Annotated in this window: 15 protein-coding genes and 1 tRNA gene; 2 read left to right on the top strand and 14 right to left on the bottom strand. The window is 29.4% G+C overall.

The genetic code is table 11. From position 1 onward, the window contains the following. Positions 1-7 precede the first annotated feature (7 nt). Both rsmH and mraZ read right to left on the bottom strand, forming a co-directional pair. A complete protein-coding gene (rsmH, locus tag BD821_RS01980) occupies positions 8-949 on the bottom strand; it encodes a 16S rRNA (cytosine(1402)-N(4))-methyltransferase RsmH (RefSeq protein WP_104409056.1) in 942 nt (313 codons plus the stop codon). Between the two features lie 11 nt (positions 950-960). Continuing rightward, positions 961-1389, bottom strand: a complete 429-nt coding sequence (gene mraZ, locus BD821_RS01975; protein WP_029453234.1) for a division/cell wall cluster transcriptional repressor MraZ — start codon at positions 1387-1389, stop codon at positions 961-963. Positions 1390-1570: 181 nt separating this feature from the next. Here mraZ and BD821_RS01970 point away from each other — a divergent pair. Beyond that, positions 1571-1667: transfer RNA gene (locus tag BD821_RS01970), tRNA-Sec, on the top strand. A 139-nt stretch (positions 1668-1806) separates the two neighbouring features. Here the strand turns inward: BD821_RS01970 and ychF are convergent. Further along, positions 1807-2904 (bottom strand): redox-regulated ATPase YchF, encoded by a 1098-nt coding sequence (gene ychF / locus BD821_RS01965; RefSeq protein ID WP_104409055.1) that lies wholly within the window; start codon positions 2902-2904, stop codon positions 1807-1809. Positions 2905-3195: 291 nt separating this feature from the next. Between ychF and pdaA the strand changes: the two genes are divergently transcribed. Beyond that, positions 3196-4035, top strand: a complete 840-nt coding sequence (gene pdaA, locus BD821_RS01960) for a delta-lactam-biosynthetic de-N-acetylase (RefSeq protein ID WP_104409054.1) — start codon at positions 3196-3198, stop codon at positions 4033-4035. A 57-nt stretch (positions 4036-4092) separates the two neighbouring features. Here pdaA and BD821_RS01955 read toward each other — a convergent pair whose 3' ends face one another. From BD821_RS01955 to BD821_RS01905, 11 genes are all read right to left on the bottom strand, one after another. Continuing rightward, complete coding sequence (locus tag BD821_RS01955; protein WP_104409053.1) at positions 4093-5265, bottom strand: CD0519/CD1768 family membrane protein; 1173 nt, start codon at positions 5263-5265, stop codon at positions 4093-4095. A gap of 36 nt (positions 5266-5301) precedes the next feature. Next, positions 5302-5943 (bottom strand): cyclodeaminase/cyclohydrolase family protein, encoded by a 642-nt coding sequence (locus BD821_RS01950; protein WP_104409052.1) that lies wholly within the window; start codon positions 5941-5943, stop codon positions 5302-5304. A gap of 83 nt (positions 5944-6026) precedes the next feature. Beyond that, positions 6027-7550: a histidine ammonia-lyase gene (hutH, locus tag BD821_RS01945; RefSeq protein WP_029453239.1), complete on the bottom strand. Its 1524-nt coding sequence runs from the start codon at positions 7548-7550 to the stop codon at positions 6027-6029. A gap of 210 nt (positions 7551-7760) precedes the next feature. Then, positions 7761-8867, bottom strand: a complete 1107-nt coding sequence (locus BD821_RS01940; RefSeq protein WP_242971444.1) for a glycosyltransferase family 4 protein — start codon at positions 8865-8867, stop codon at positions 7761-7763. Between the two features lie 20 nt (positions 8868-8887). Then, positions 8888-9610 carry a WecB/TagA/CpsF family glycosyltransferase gene (locus BD821_RS01935; protein WP_104409119.1) on the bottom strand — a complete coding sequence of 241 codons (723 nt, stop codon included), beginning with the start codon at positions 9608-9610 and terminating at the stop codon, positions 8888-8890. A 19-nt stretch (positions 9611-9629) separates the two neighbouring features. Next, the gene (locus BD821_RS01930; RefSeq protein WP_104409050.1) at positions 9630-10880 is read right to left on the bottom strand and encodes an O-antigen ligase family protein; all 1251 of its coding nucleotides are present in this window, start codon (positions 10878-10880) and stop codon (positions 9630-9632) included. A gap of 39 nt (positions 10881-10919) precedes the next feature. Continuing rightward, complete coding sequence (locus tag BD821_RS01925; protein ID WP_104409049.1) at positions 10920-12008, bottom strand: glycosyltransferase family 4 protein; 1089 nt, start codon at positions 12006-12008, stop codon at positions 10920-10922. Between the two features lie 67 nt (positions 12009-12075). Next, positions 12076-13464: a sugar transferase gene (locus BD821_RS01920; RefSeq protein ID WP_104409048.1), complete on the bottom strand. Its 1389-nt coding sequence runs from the start codon at positions 13462-13464 to the stop codon at positions 12076-12078. A 225-nt stretch (positions 13465-13689) separates the two neighbouring features. Further along, positions 13690-14448 carry a tyrosine-protein phosphatase gene (locus tag BD821_RS01915; protein WP_104409047.1) on the bottom strand — a complete coding sequence of 253 codons (759 nt, stop codon included), beginning with the start codon at positions 14446-14448 and terminating at the stop codon, positions 13690-13692. A 17-nt stretch (positions 14449-14465) separates the two neighbouring features. Then, positions 14466-15149, bottom strand: coding sequence for a CpsD/CapB family tyrosine-protein kinase (locus BD821_RS01910; protein WP_104409046.1), 684 nt, complete (start codon positions 15147-15149; stop codon positions 14466-14468). 8 nt (positions 15150-15157) lie between these two features. After that, positions 15158-15832 (bottom strand): YveK family protein, encoded by a 675-nt coding sequence (locus BD821_RS01905; RefSeq protein ID WP_104409045.1) that lies wholly within the window; start codon positions 15830-15832, stop codon positions 15158-15160. Positions 15833-15887 lie beyond the last annotated feature (55 nt).

Genomic DNA, 15887 nt, shown 5'->3' with positions numbered 1-15887 from the left:
CTCCGTTTCACTTTAGAACTATTTTTTCTGCAACTCTAAGTTTTGCACTTCTACTTCTACGGTTAAGTTCTACTTCTTCAATACTAGGTTCTATTGGCTTTTTAGTTAAGATCTTTATAATAGGTTTATTTTCGCAAACACAAATCGGGAATTCCCTTGGGCAAGTGCAAGGATTTGTAAGTGCTTTGAATTTATTTTTTACAATTCTATCTTCTAACGAATGGAATGTTATTATTGCAATTCTTCCATTTCCATTTAAAGAATCCACAGAATCTTCTATGGTTTTTTCTATTATACCAAGTTCATTATTAACTTCAATTCTTATAGCTTGAAAAGTTCTTTTTGCAGGATGAGGTCCTTCTCTCCTAGCCCTAGCTGGTATTGCATTTTTAATTATCTCAACTAGTTTAAATGTAGTTTCTATTTTGCTTTCTTCTCTAGCTTTAACTATAAATTCTGCAATTCTTTTGGCAAACTTTTCTTCACCATAGTCTCTTATAACCCTGTATAATTCATCCATAGAATATTCATTTACAACTTCATATGCAGAAAAGTTCTTTGTTCTATCCATTCTCATATCTAAAGGTGCATCATGCATATAGCTAAATCCTCTTTCGTCGTTATCTAATTGATAAGAAGATACCCCAAGGTCCATTAATATTCCATCGACTTTATCTATATTTAATCTTTTAAGCACTTCTTTTATATCATAAAAATTACTATGTGCATAAATTACATTGTGGTAATCTTTTAATTTTTCCTTTGCTGCTTTTAATGCATCTTCATCTTGATCTATACCTATTAAGGTACCTTTTTTATCCAACCTTTTTAATATCTCTAAAGAGTGTCCAGCTCCACCTAAGGTACAATCTACATAAATTCCTAGAGGATTAATATTTAAGTTATCAATGCACTCCTCCAATAATACAGAAACGTGTTTAAATTCCATAATTTACTCCTTTATATTCCTAATTCGCTCATTTTTTCAGCTACTTCATCATAATCTATATTTGATTCGTTATATTCTTCCCATCTTTCCTTACTCCATATCTCTATTCTGCTCATTACTCCAATACTTATTATTTCTTTGTTTATTTTAGAATATTCTATTAGATTTTGAGGTATTAGTGCCCTTCCTTGTTTATCTAATTGAACTTCATTAGCACCTGAAAAGAAAAACCTTACAAAAGCTCTAGCATCTTTACTTGTTAATGGTAGCTTTTTTAATTTTTCTTGTAGTAAACCCCACTCATCCATATCATAAATGTATAAACATCCATCAAGGCCTTTAGTTATAACAAATTTATCTCCAAGGGCCTCCCTAAACTTTGAGGGTACTATTATTCTATTTTTATTATCTATGGCATGCTGGTATTCTCCCATAAACATTTATTTCCCCTCCACTCTACTCCATTTTAAACCACTTTGCTTATTAATTCTATAAAAATATGAAAAAACCTTCTTAAAACAAAATCTATTTTATTTTTTATTAATATAATTAACTTATAATTTATAAAAAGCTATTGTTGACTTTTTATAAAGTTTATTGTAGAATAACAAATGTGCATATGGGAGTAGATGAGTGCTGGTGTGCTCGCCAGTCTTCAAAACTGTGTTGTGGTGCTAATACCATCATGGGTGGGTTCGATTCCCACATATTCCCGCCAGAAGTTAAAAAATAAGAGTTTCAGATTTAATAATCTGAAACTCTTATTTTTATTTTTAAAAACTTTTTCATATGATTCCTGATAGAAACATTACGCAATTTATAAATAAATTCAACTACAACTCTAGAATTATCACTTACTATACATTAAATCTAAAGTTTACTACATCTCCATCTTTCATTTCATATTCTTTTCCTTCTAGTCTAAAGAACCCTTTTTCCTTAGCGGCACTTTCTGAACCTACTTCTATCAATTTATCATAGTCTATTATTTCTGCTCTTATAAATCCTCTTTCAATATCAGAATGAATTTTCCCAGCAGCTTTAGGAGCCTTTGTTCCTTTTACTATTGTCCATGCCCTTACCTCTTGTTGTCCTGCTGTTAAAAAGCTAATTAAGCCTAAAAGTTTATAGCTTAAAGATACTAATTGATCTAACCCTGTTTCCTCTAATCCATATTCACTTAACATTTCTTTTTTTTCTTCTTCTTCTAGCGTAGATAATTCCTCTTCTAATTTAGCACATATTATAACAACTTCAGAATTTTCTTTTTCTGCATGAGCTTTTACTATTTCAACATACTTATTATTATGATTTCCTGATGTTAAGTCTTCTTCTGAAATATTTGCTGCATATAAAACAGCCTTCGATGTTATTAAAAACATGGCTTTTATAAACTCTTGTTCCTCTTCAGTAGCTTCCATTGTTCTAACAGGCTCGTTGCTTTCAAGGTGAGCTTTGATTCTTTCCATAAGTTCATATTCTTCTTTTGCCTTTTTATCTCCTGATCTTACAAGTTTTACAGTCTTCTCCATTCTTCTTTCTAAAACTTCTAAATCCGAAAATATTAATTCTAGGTTTATTGTTTCTATATCTCTTACTGGATCTACAGACCCATCCACATGTACTACATTAGTATCATCAAAACATCTAACCACATGGATAATTGCAGAAACCTCTCTTATATGGGATAAGAACTTATTACCTAAGCCTTCTCCTTTACTAGCGCCTTTTACAAGACCTGCTATATCATAAAATTCTATATTAGTATAAACTTTCTTTTTAGAGTTGTACATTTTTTCTAGTACTTCTAATCTGTTATCTGGTACATTAACCACTCCTACATTTGGTTCAATGGTGCAAAATGGATAATTAGCTGATTCAGCACCAGCCTTTGTTATCGCATTAAAAAGTGTGCTTTTTCCTATATTAGGTAACCCTACTATTCCAAGTTTCATCGCATGTACAGTCCTTTCCTCAAAATCTTGCTTTTTAAATTATACTCTATGGATAGCTTTATTTCAACTTATTGATTTATTCATTTAAGAATTAAAATATTTCTTTAGAAAAATATTTAAAACTAGAAACTCATATTTTAAATTTAAATCTTAAAGCTTTCTTACAAAAACATAGCATACAAGGTATGTAATTCTATGTTTCCATAACTTTAACACTTATTTATACTTAAACATAGTTAATACTATTATTATGTTCGTATTAATATTATTTAATTATATGGAGGTGATAATATGAATTTAAATATTTGTGCTAGTTATGTTTTTTCTTTAACTATACTAATAAATAGTTTTTCAAATTTCAATTCCATAAGAAACTACACTGATAAGTTATTTCAATATTCTTCTAATGAGGCTTATGAGTCCGAGCAAAAGCCTTTAGATACTAAGGAACTTAATTGGTACTTTAATCCAAGAAGTGATGGTCTTACCCCAGAACCTTCAAAGGAAGGAGCACATCTTTTAAAAAAATATGACGCTTATTATGTAGGTGATACTACAGAAAAGGTTATTTATCTAACTTTTGATGAGGGATATGAAAATGGATATACTAATGAAATATTAGATATACTAAAAAAACATAATGTAAAAGCAGCCTTTTTTGTGGTTAAACCTTATATTGAATCAAATCCTGACATAATAAAAAGAATGATAGAAGAAGGTCACTTAGTATGTAATCACACTTGTAGCCATCCTTCCATGGCTTTAATTAAAGATAAAGATAAGTTTAATAAAGAATTATTAGATCTTGAAATATCCTTTGAAAATCTTACTGGTAAAAAAATGGCTAAATATTTTAGACCTCCTATGGGAAAATATAGTGAGTTATCTTTAAATTACACAAAGGAACTAAATTATAAAACTATATTTTGGAGCTTTGCATACAATGACTGGGATATTAAAAAGCAACCATCTAAAGAAAAAGCTTTAGAAACCATATTAAAAAGAAGTCATAGTGGTGCAATTGTACTTTTACATGCCGTATCTAAAACTAATGCGGATATTCTAGATGAAGTTATAACTAAATGGGAATCAGAAGGTTATACTTTAAAATCTTTAGATGATCTTCCTTGAAAATAAAGGATAAAACCTTTAGGTTTTATCCTTTATTTAAAATTTAATATTTTAAACTTAACATATTAACATGTAAATCAGATGGGCGCTAATTCCGGCACCTAATCCCCCTACAGTATGACTTAAAATAGCCTTCCCCGTTAGGCTTCTACACTTTAAGGCATCCATCATAGCAACGTGAGTGCTTAAATAACCGCTCCAGCACATTCCCATAGCTGTAAACACAGCTATTTCATTTCCACCAATTAATCCTCTTTCTAAAAAATTTGGCACAAGGCTAATTGCTGCGCCTACCGACCCTAAAGAGGTAATTGGAAAGGCTATGGCTTCTGGATTTTTAAACCCAAGTAAAGGTTCAATAATAAAAGATAATTTGCTGCCTATCCATGGCAATACAGCAACACCTTCAAATGCAGCTCCAGTATACTCACCACTTAAGCTTGGACCATTAGTAATCATTAAAACTAGTGTACATATTACAAGCACACCAGGTATTATTGATAACCCCATGTCTACGCCAGTCTTTCCACCTTCAAGCATAGATGAAAGCATCCTAGATCCTGTGCTCCCCTGCCTAATTTCTCTATATTTTAAAGAGTCTATATCACTACCTACATCTTCAGATACCCACTTGTCTTTACCAAAATGTTTTTTAGTAAAATGTAACATTATTCTAACACTTATAATACTTCCTATAAATGCACCTACATTTCCTATAATAGCTGCTAAAAAAAAGTCTTCTCCAGCATTTGACTTTTGTCCCATCATAAATGTGGTTACTATTAATCCCATGCCAAAGGATGTCCCAAGATTTGTTAACGCAGGTATTTGATATTTCTTAAAATATCTCTTAAAGCCCTTATCATCCGCAAGAGTTATTATTGCAGGATTATCGGATAAGTAAGTGGTGACAATCCCCAAAGCCGCAGCACCTGGCAAATCATATAGTGGACGCATTAGGGGTGATAATATTTTGTTAATTATAGATATCACACCAAATTCAGATAGTAACGCTGCCACAGCACCTGCTATTACAGCTATACCCATTATAAAAAAAACTGTATTTAATAATAATTTATGAGAAGTATTCATAATAGTATTAAACATATTTGAAGTTCCCATTTGTCGCCCCATTAAAAAGAAAAAGGTAATAAATAAAATCATAGATATAAAGCCTTCTAAGCTTATAGACTTTTTCATTATCTTTTTGACTACATCCTTGTCTTCCATATATGATCCCCCAAAATTAAATTTTATTGTATAATATTAAGCGCCTATCTTATTTTCTACTATTTTTAATATTGCATCTTTCTTAATTGATCCTTCTTTTATAAGTGTATTTGTCTCTTTTAAAAGTGTTTCTTTTAACTTTATATCTTCCAAACTAGCCAAATTTATTTTCACATTAAGCGAAGCTCCCTCAAGCGCAGCTTGAATCATAAGAGCCGAAACCCCAGCATCTGAAATGGCGTTAGCGTTGCCGTACTTTGCAGCAATCTCAATGTACTTATATAATTCAAAACACTTTTCAGATAACCTCCTTGGAACCTCTAATGCTAGTTTATAAGCTTCTTCTATTTTTATCTTTCTTAAGTTCTTTTCGTCTTCACTATCTTTAGGCATCTTATAAGCATCCATCACCTTTAAGAATACAGTTGTATCCTCTTGCATAATATCAAGATACTCTTCTCTTAAAACTTCAGTTTTCTTTAGTGCATTTATTATACATTCTTTTTCTGCGTCTTTTAAATTTTCATAAGCCTTCTTACCTATTGTTAAGTTAAAAACCATACTACTTAAAGATGCAGCTAAAGTAGCTGACAAAGCTGCTGCACTACCGCCACCTGGTGCTGGTGATTTTGATGCTAGTTCTTTTGCAAAATTTTCTACCGTTAATTCTTTTAACATTTAAATTCCCCCTACCTTTATGATAATGCATTCAATATCATAATCTCCCTAATATTAAATGCATTATCTTATAAATTTTTAAGTTATATGTTTATATTAACTTTTTTCTCTACAGCTTCAATAATACTTCTATCTTTTAATATTTTAGTACATTTATCTAATTCTTTATACATAACCTTATCTTCTTCAATAAAATCTATACTTTCTCTAACTACGTTATATGCTTCTTGTGTTCCCTCTCCTAAAATGAATCCTTCTCTGAAATCAAGTGCTTGACAAGCAGCCATAATTTCTGTTGCTAGTACCCTTCTAACATTTTCTAATATATCTCTACTTTTTCTTGCAGCTATAGTCCCCATACTTACATGGTCTTCTTGATTTGCAGAAGATGGTATTGAATCCACTGAAGCTGGATGGGCTAATATCTTATTTTCTGACACTAAAGAGGCTGCAGCATATTGGGTTATCATAAACCCTGAATTTAAGCCTCCATTTTTAACTAAAAATGCAGGTAAATCATTTAGTTGATAATTAATTAGTCTTTCTAGTCTTCTTTCAGATATATTTGCAACTTCTGCTAAGGCTATTCCCATGAAATCGAAAGCTAAAGCCATAGGCTGACCATGAAAGTTTCCCCCTGAAATAACATCTCCTTCTTTTGTTACAATAGGATTATCAGTAACTGAGTTTATTTCAATAAGAACTTTTTCTTTTACATAATTTATAGCATCTTTAGTTGCACCATGAACTTGTGGAACACATCTTAATGTATAAGCATCTTGAACTCTAAGCTCACCTTGTGATGTTACATAAGTGCTTCCTTTAACTAATCTTAAGACATTGTCTGCAGTGCTTATTTGTCCACTATAAGGTCTAATGTTATGTATCCTTGGGTCATAAGCATCTTTTATTCCTCTTAACGCCTCTAAAGATAGTGAGGCTGCTATATCTGATATTTTGCATATATCTATAGCATCGTATAAGGTTATTGCACCAATAGCAGTCATAACTTGTGTACCATTTATTAAAGCTAATCCTTCTTTATAAGTCAAATCTACGGTAGGAATGCCCGCCATTTCCATGGCTTCTTTTCCTGACATAATTTGTCCGTTAAATTCTGCTTCACCTTCACCTAGCATAGGAAGTACCATATGTGATAAAGGTGCCAAATCTCCCGATGCTCCAAGTGAGCCTTTTTCAGGTATACAAGGGTGAACTCCTTTATTTAGCATATTAACTAATGTATCTAAAGTCACTTCACTTATACCTGAATACCCTTTACATAAAGCATTAATTCTAAGTAACATTACAGCCCTTACTATTTCTTGTGATAAAAGATTTCCCGTGCCACAAGCATGAGAAAGAATTAAGTTCTTTTGCAGTGTTTTACAGTCCTTATTCGAGATACTTACATCAGCAAACTTTCCAAATCCTGTAGTTACACCATACACCACTTTTTTTTCTTCAACTATTTGTTCAATTATTTTTCTAGATTTTCTTATACCCTCTCTTGCTTCTTTAGTTATTTCTACTTTTGACCCCTTTCTTGAAACCAAAATAATCTTTTCTAAATCTAACCCATTTCCATCTATTTCTATAATATTCATATTTACCTCCTTTTACTTATTCACCTTATATATATTCTGTAAAGTTTTTAATTTTCCTTCTATAAAATCTATTTTGAATATTCTTATGATAATTTTTATACTGTAATTATGATTTTTATAGTTAAAATGATTTTTTAATAAAAGATGATGAAATTAAAATATTTAACCTCATCATCTTTTATTAATTATATTTAATTGTTTTTATAAACTTTATAATTTTGATATATATTCATAAAGTTTATCTGCAACTTTATTCCAATCATATTTTTCTTTTGTAATCTCATAAGTTTTATTGCTAATTTCTTTTATATTTGATTTATATATAGTTTCTTGTAGTGCTTTGGTTAAAGCCTTTGTATCCTTTATAGGCACAGTAACTCCATTGCCATCTCTTACTATCTCTTTTGCTATTCCTACCTCTGTTGATACTATAACATCGCCAAAAGCTGCTGCTTCTACAAACGCTATGCCAAAGCTTTCAAAGTCAGATGTCAAAGAAAATATTTTAGCTCTTTGATACTCTTCATACAAGCACTTTCTATTTTCTATGTTTCCTTTGATTATTACCTTATTTGCTATATTAGGATAAGACTCTAAATAACCTTTTATGTATTCTTTAAATGTTTCTTCAACTGGACCTACTATTACAAGTTTCCAATCTGTTTTATCTATACCTTCTATATTCGCAAAGGCTTCTAATAACATAGAGGTGTTCTTTTCCTCTGATCCAACCCTTGTAACGCTTAAAATTATATTTTCTTTTTTAGAAAAGTCATAAGAAAGTCCAATGTCCTTTATATAATCAAAGTCTACTCCATTAGATATATTTATTATCTTATGTTTTTGACTTGGCAATAAATCTTTAATTTTAGGGTAAAGTTCCTCTTGCTCTACGCTTATTAAATCCATCTTATTAAAGGCTTTGTTCAACATTTTGTATTGGAGACTATTTAATCCTTCAATTCTTTCTACTAGCTTATGACTACAATCAAGTTTTAGATATATCTTCCCTTTTGAATTAAATATCTTATAGGTATAAGCATAAATAAAAGATGATAATGTAGTGTGAAATATTTGTATTATATCATAATCTTTAGCATATCTAACCAAATATAATGCCCCATCTAGTGAAAAATTGTTAAATATTCTTTTTACAAATCTTAAATTAAGGCCTTTAACTTCTTTATCTAAGTAAGGATATTCTCCATTTTCATAAGTAATTACAAAAGGCTTATATCCATGTCTTTTAAATAACTTATAAGGTATCATTCCCATATCCTTGATTAAATGAACATTTTCTGTTTTTAAATATTGCATCCCATATCTCATGGTTTCACCTACACTTTGCCTATTATAGCTCTAATCATAAATTTAGGTATAGATTTCATTCTTTTAATTCTAAAAGGCTCCTTTAAGATTCTATAAAGCCACTCTATTCCAAAAGTTATCATCCATTTTGGTGCCCTCTTTAGCTCCCCTGCTAATATATCAAAACTTCCCCCAACTCCCATAAAAAGCTTACAATGAAGTTTATCCATATGTTTTATTATAAATCGTTCTTGTCTCGGGCACCCCATTGCAACAAATAAAACATCAGGATTACATTTATTTATATCCTCTATTATATCATCGCAATTATCTAAATCAAAATATCCATCCTTATAACCTACCACATTAATACCTTTATAAGTTGCCTCTATATTTATTTTACATTTTCTTACTATGGAATCTTTTGATCCTAGTAAATATATGCTCTTATTTTTTCTATTACAATAACTTATAATATCTTGCATAACTTCAATACCGGCGATTTTTTCTTTTACTTTTAAGCCCTTAACCTTTGCAGAAAATATAACACCAACACCATCTGGTATTATTAGACTTCTTTTGGAAGTAAAATTTTCATAAAGTGGCTTCTCGAACAAACCTTGATATAAAACCTCTGGATTTCCAGATACAATATGTACACACCCCTCGGAGCTTACAATTTCTTCTATATCATTTAATATTTCTTTTTTATATCCACTATAAATTGGATATCCTAAAATTTCTATCACAATCTTCACATCCATTTAAATTCTAGTTATTAAACATTACTATATTTTCTCTAATATACTCTGCAATAAATGCAAAAATCCAAAAATGAACTGCTACTTGCGGAGCAAAGAATATATTATCAAACAAGTTTAATATAATCATCACAATTAAAGAAATGAAAAACCCTGTATAAAATTCGCCGTAGTAACCTTTTAAATTTTTCCTTAAAAAGTTAACTGTCTTTATTATTCTAGCCATTACTACTATAAATATAATAAATGCAAATACACCAAGTTCACTAAACACCTTAAGAAAAGAATTATGGCTAGGATATCCTTTTATATCTTCCATCCACAGTTCAGGATACTTTTCCACATAATTATCATAAAGAGCTGAAAAGTTACCATTTCCAATGCCTTTAAATGGATGCTCTTTAATCATCTTTAAGGCTACTCTCCATATATTTATCCTAGACATATTTTGTGATACATCCGTAAATTGAAGAAGTCTTCCTCTCATAGACGGGAACACTAATGCTCCTGCTCCACCTAAGGCTAATATGTATAAAAATTTATAACTATAAAGTAGTGCTAATACTACAATTCCAATAGTCCAAGCTAACCAAGAGTTTCTAGAAAAGCTTAACACTATATTAATAGATATTAACAATAAATTAAATCCATAAAACCACTTTATTTTCTTGCTTTTTTCACTTATAAGTAGGCTTAACAATGGAAAGAAACTTATAACTAAAAAAGCGCCAAATGCATTAGGATTTCCAAGTGTTGATTGGACCCTATTAACTTTATCCATTATTATAACTGTAGTAGATATTCCTTTTCCTGTGAAAAATTGAATTATACCGAATATACATATGATTCCTGTCATCACAAAATAATTAGTAATAATCATTCTAAAAAAGCTCTTATTATTCAGTTCTAAGTAAATCATTATTCCTATCAGGATGTAACTAAAAAATCTAAATGCTTCTCCTATGGATACTAACTTATTACTTGCATATATAGTTGAAACCACCATAAAAACAAATAATAATAGCATACTTTTAATAAGTTTATTTTTGAATACCTTTTTTGAGTTAAGTACTACATATTTTTTTATATTTCCACTTCTTAATATTGCAATAAAATAAAATATAAATAACAAACATAATATTGAATCTGCGGGTCCCACATTTTTATATATATTAAAATCTCTAGGGACAAGCAAAAGAGCTGCTAAATAACAATTCAGCACAAATAATAAAGTCTTTTTTACTTTGTTAGATAATTGCATTGGTTTCCCTCCAAACTTAAACTTGTTAAACTTTAAAATTTAATTTTCATATATGTGTTTTGTAAGATTTATCATATTTTCTAAAGAATATACATTTTTACAATACTCATAGGCCATATCTGATTTATTTATAGCCTCTTCATAATTATTTATAACATATTCCATAGCTTTTTGCATTTCTTTTATAGAAGCTTTTTCTATAATTAGACCATACTTATCATTTTTTAAAATATCCCTAATCGCACCTACATCCGTAGATATTATAGGTACTTTTTGCTTTATAGCTTCTAAAATCACAAAAGGAAACCCCTCTTTTACCGAAGATAACGTAAAACAATTAAAATCTTTTATAAGTTCTCCGCCATTTTCTTTGTATCCCAAAAATTTTATTCTATCTTCTCCATCAGATAATGAAACCATTTCTTCTTTTAATATTCCTTCACCAATTAATACAAGTTCGCATTTAGGATAAGTCTTTAATATTTCTTTAAATGCTTTTATTAAATATCTATGTCCCTTGGTTTCATAAAAGTTAGCTACTAATCCAAATCTAAATGTATCATTTTCTTTAAGTGCCATTTTATTGTTATCATTTTCAAAGTTTATACCATTAGGAATGTAAACTAATTCTTTTTTAGGTATTATACCTAAATCTTTTGCTATTATTATATCTTTAGGATCTACACATATTATATTATCACTAAATCTTGCTTCTCTTTTTTCAGCTATTTTATATATAGTTTGTTTAAGCTTGCTCATAGGCTCATTAAAAACAAATCCATGGGCTGTGTATACTATGTTATGAATCTTAGCCCTTTTAGCTGCTTCCCTTGCCAAAACCCCTGCTTTAGAGCTATGGCTGTGAACTATATCAAATTTTTCTTTTAGAAACTCTGCTTTTAGATATTTATAAGCCTTGTAGTCATTTAATGGGCTTATTTCTCTTACCATATTAGGTATTGATTTATGCCTAATATCCATTTCCTTTAGGATATCTATCATATCTCCTCCACTAGCTGAATATACAGTTATCTCATAAGAAGATTTTAAGCCTTCACAAAGTAAAAGTATATTTTTTTGAGCTCCGCCCATTTCTGATTGAGTAATCACATATGCTAACTTTTTCATCCATAATACCTCTTAAATTATTTATTTTAATATGTTATAAAAGATATTAAGCAAGGCCTAATATCTTTTAATCTTTATCTACAATTATTTTAGGATTTCTTTTCTCTATTATATCCATTAAAGGCTCATCTAACGCTACACCTTCTGAGCTCTCCTTCATAAACATTATTTTAATAGTTTGAAGTATAAGCTTTAAATCTAACAAAATGGAATAATTTTTGATATATATTATATCATATCTAACTTTATCTTCTGGTGTTGTTGTGTATTTTCCCATAACCTGGGCAACACCTGTTAACCCTGCCTTTACAAGAGTCCTATATTTGAAATCTGAAATTTCACTTTTAAACTTTTCTACAAAAAAAGGTCTTTCAGGTCTTGGACCAACAACGCTCATATCACCTTTTAATATATTGAAAAATTGAGGTAACTCATCTATTCTAGTAGCACGCATGACTTTTCCTATCTTAGTTATTCTAGGATCATCTTCACCAGCGAGCACTGGTCCTGTAAGTTTTTCTGCATTCATAACCATTGTTCTAAATTTAAGAACCTGAAACCTCTTTTCCCCAATAGTTACTCTTTCTTGTTTATAAAATATGTTTCCACCATCTGTTAACTTTATAATTATAGATACTATTATCATAATTGGGCTAGTTAAAACTATTCCTATAATTGAAATTATAATATCTAATACTCGTTTAAAGAATAACTGCTCGAAATTAAGTCCTAATTTTTGCACCTTAAACATAGGAATATCATCTGCTCTATTTAATTTAGAGTTTAATATTGCTATCTCATATATATCCGGTATTATATATATGCTTTTTCTATTATCCAGACATTTATCTACTATGCTACTTTTTATATTATAATCTACATCATTGCATATAAATACAACCTCTACGTTGTCTAAATAATCATCTATATTTTTTGACTTACTTCCACATATATACTTTATATTGTACAATTCATTTTGTTTTAAAAGTATCTTTTTTGTAACATAATCTATATTTTTTTCACCAATTATAAGAGAATCCTTAACACCATGTTGTATTCTCCTTAGCTTCCAAACTATACTTCTCCATATACTTAGCAAAGCAAATTGTATAAAAGGACTTATTACGAGAACACTTCTTGGAAAGGAAAATCCTCTTGCAAAAAATGTTATAAAAGCTGTAGTAATAAAAAGTGAAATTACCGTTAGTGTTATAGAATATATTGTTTCTCCTATGCTTCTTTTCAATATGTCACTTAATCCAAAGACATACATAAAAATTAAATACGCAACTATTATGAAAGGTATTATATCTATAAATGGCTCTAAATTGTACATAGGTGGTTCAAATTGAAACTTTATAATAAAGGCTATATATATTGACAAAATTACCAATATTGAATCAATTAAATAGGTTCCCAATTTAAACGTTTCTGTAACAACTTTTTTATTTTTCATATTGCACCTCATTCAAGCTTGTTTTCTTAAATAATTTTACACTTTAAACTATATTAAGTCAAACTAATAATATACCTTATTCCATATAAATACATTTTTCAGTGTGATTCATAGTTATTTGATACCATTATGTATTTTAAAACAGGTAGCCTACAAAATTTTTTATAAATTTTATAAGACTACCTATTTTAAAAACATTTTAATGTAAATATACATATGATTATTTTAATTTTTTTTAAAAAAGCTAAACATCTTTTTTCTTTTATTTAAATTTATTTCTAGTTTTTCTACCTCTTGTCCATCTAATACTTTTTCTTCATTATTTAATATCCATTTGTATAAGTCTAAATTTCTACTTTTAATAATTTCAAAAGCTTCTTTTATATTAGTATTTCTTTTATCATCATTATGTCCGTCACTACCTAAGATATGGGCTAAGTTTTTATCAACTAAACTCTCCGCAAACTTTTTAATTCTATCACCATAATTTCCCATGAGGCTTCCTGCATTCATTTGTATTAGCGTACCTTGGTGAACTAAGTCCATAAGTAACTTAGGGTCCTTTAGTATTGCTATGTTTCTCTCAGGATGAGCAATGATAGGATTAAGCCCTAGTAGCCTTAGTTCATAAAATACATCTTTTGTGTATATAGGAAAGTCTCTCATAGGTAATTCAATTAATAAATAGCCTTTATTGTTTATACCCCATATATTATCTTTTTCATATAAGTAAGGCAATTCAGGATTTATGTACAACTCTAATCCATTTACTATTTTTATATCACTAGTAGCTTTCCTTAAGCTTTCAATGCTTTTTTCGTATTCTATTCTATCTATTTCGTATTCCCCTACAATAAAATGAGGAGTTGCACAAATTGCTTTTACTCCCTGTCTTTTTGAGTTTTCGATCATATTTAATGACATTTTAAAACTGCTAGATCCATCATCTACTGAAGGTATAATGTGGCTATGAAAGTCTATCATATAACTTCCTTCCCATGCTAATTACTTTCATATTCATTGTAGTAATTACCATAATAATATTCCTGTGAATCTGTAGGCACTTTATTTAAAACCACTCCAAGTAATTTTCCGCCAACCTTATATATTAGTTCTTTAGATTTCACTAACGCTGTCTTCTCAGCTTTTCCATAGGCTGCCACCAGTATCACACCATTTACAATAGTAGATAATATTTGTGCATCTGTTACTGCTATAACTGGTGGAGAATCAATTATAATTATATCAAAAAACTCCTTAAGGTTTATAATAATGTTTTCCATCTTTTTCGTTCCTAATAATTCCGATGGATTTGGAGGTATTGCTCCACTAGTTAAAACGAATAAATTAGAAGTTGATGTAGACAAGATGCAATCTTCTATATTTTTATCTTTTATTAATATATTGGTTAGTCCTTCTCTATTTGGTAAACCTAGTTTTTTGTGTATAGATGGTTTCCTAAAATCACAATCCAATAAAAGAACCTTTTTTCCACTTTGAGCTATAGTTATTGCTAAGTTTATAGCTACAGTACTTTTTCCTTCTCCTGGTCCTGATGACGTTACAAGTATAGTCTTTAAATTATCTCCATCTATAGATGAAAACTGTATATTTGTTCTTAACGTCCTATATGCTTCAGCAGACCTAGATTTAGGGTTTTTAACTGTAATTATATCATTAATCATTGCTAGTCCTACCTTTCTTCTTCTGTTAGGGGAATTATACCTATTACTGGTATTTCTAATAGTTTCTCAATATCTTGTTGTGTTTTAACTGTATTATCTAAATATTCTATAATAAACACTAAACCTATTGATACCATAACTCCTAAAAAAAGAGCTATTATAATATTTAAAAATATTTTAGGACTATCCTTAGAGCTTGGAAGTGAAGCCTCATCTAGTAGTTGAACATTATCGGCTTTTTTAGCTTCCTTACTTACACTTTTTAAAGACAGTGCTATTTGATTTGCTATCTTTCTTGCTTCTTCAGGATCTTTTGCTTTAACAGTAATTGTTAAAAATTCAGTATCGCCTTTTGGTGCTACTGTAATAATAGACAATAGTTCCGAAGGTGTAACCTCAAGTTTTAATTTTTCAATTACATCTTCTGATACAGTTCTTGATTTCGCAAATTCACTATAGGTCTTAACCATCTTTTGATACATTATTACATCATTATAATTTTGATTTTGATTTTGTGATTCACTAACTTCACTTTTTCCTATTATAACTGAGATATCTGATTTATAAGTGGGTTTAATAATAAATATGCTGATTACAGCGCTTAGTATTGTTGCAAGTAAAGTAATTCCAATAATAATTTTAATTCTTTTTTTAATTATAAAAAAATATTCTTTTAATTCCATTGCTTTCCTCCGGATATTAAAATAACTTTATAAGGCTATTAATAAAGCTTCATAA

Origin of the sequence: Clostridium algidicarnis DSM 15099 (assembly GCF_002934235.1) — a bacterium.
Taxonomy (GTDB): domain Bacteria; phylum Bacillota; class Clostridia; order Clostridiales; family Clostridiaceae; genus Clostridium_L; species Clostridium_L algidicarnis.
The sequence above is the reverse complement of the archived record's forward strand: the minus strand, read 5'-3'. Positions and strand labels throughout refer to the sequence as shown.